At 55.9% G+C, this 1,082-nt stretch carries 1 protein-coding gene; it reads right to left on the bottom strand.

The annotated features are described in order from the left end of the window. Window positions 1-1,082, bottom strand: a 1,082-nt coding sequence (locus FKG94_RS28600) for a hypothetical protein (protein WP_142930361.1), incomplete at both ends; no start/stop codon positions are given.

The following is a 1,082-nucleotide window of genomic DNA, read 5'->3' on the forward strand; positions in this document are numbered from 1 at the left end:
TTATTACCCAGGGCATCGACCATGACCGTCGTGCCGCCGGCAAAATGCGAATAGGGATCAACGGCATCTTCCGCAACACCGTTACCCGGGTACTCCTCCTGCTCAGCACGGTCGTAGTGGCCAAAGAAACGCCGGGAATCAGTGGGGTCATCGACGAAAGTAAAGTCGTAGTCAAATGTTGTGCTGCCGCCGCCGGCGTCAATAATTTCCCGCACTACCCAGGCCTGGCTGTCGGCATCGTCGATATCGTCGGCCGAACCGCTGTCCCACTCCAGGCGCTCGTACTTGAGCTCGATTTCCCGCCGTTCGAAGGTCTGGGTCTGCCCGTCGACGACCTGCTCCTCCGGCAGGCGGATATGGGTTATCAGCCCCTCGTCGTTGTAGGTGTAGCGGGTTTCATGCCCAAATCGATCGGTGACCCTGATAATTTCCTCGTTGTTGTAGGCATATTGAACCAGGGTCGTGTTGTTCTCATCTCTGATGCGAACCAGGCGATCGGAATCGTAACTGAAACGCAGTACATGGCCGTCGTCATCGAAAACCCGCGACAACAGCTTATTACCGCCGTACTGGTAGGTCATGGATACGCCATTGGGGTCAATGGTCTCGCGCAGGCGGCCCACCGCATCGAAAGAATATTGCGTTTGATCGGCCCGGGTGACGGTGTACCAGATACGATTGTCATCAAAATCGTCGTCATCCGGCACCAGTTGTCCCCGGGTCAGTTCCAGCGTCTCATAGGCGCCGGCCCCATCGGTGGATACCCACAGGTCGCGGTCGCTGTCGTAGAGAAACTCGAACTTACTGCCATCGCCATAGGTAATCCAGAAGGTGTTTTCCTCAATCCCCGGGTTTTCGTCTTCCTCCGGGCGCTGCCATTCGATAAAGACGCCAGTGGAAAAGTACCAACCGGGCTTATCGACCTGATGCTCGGGCGCATCCAGACGGCTCTCCTCGTTGGTGATGGTGCCGCGGGAGTTGTAAGTCCTGGAAAAGGTGAAATCCTCACCAAAACTGGGCAGAAAGATGTCTTGTTGCTGTATCAGCAGATTGCCGTTGGCGGCGTTAACATAGAGTTGCTT

The organism is Exilibacterium tricleocarpae (genome assembly GCF_007004655.1).
Taxonomy (GTDB): Bacteria; Pseudomonadota; Gammaproteobacteria; order Pseudomonadales; family Cellvibrionaceae; genus Exilibacterium; species Exilibacterium tricleocarpae.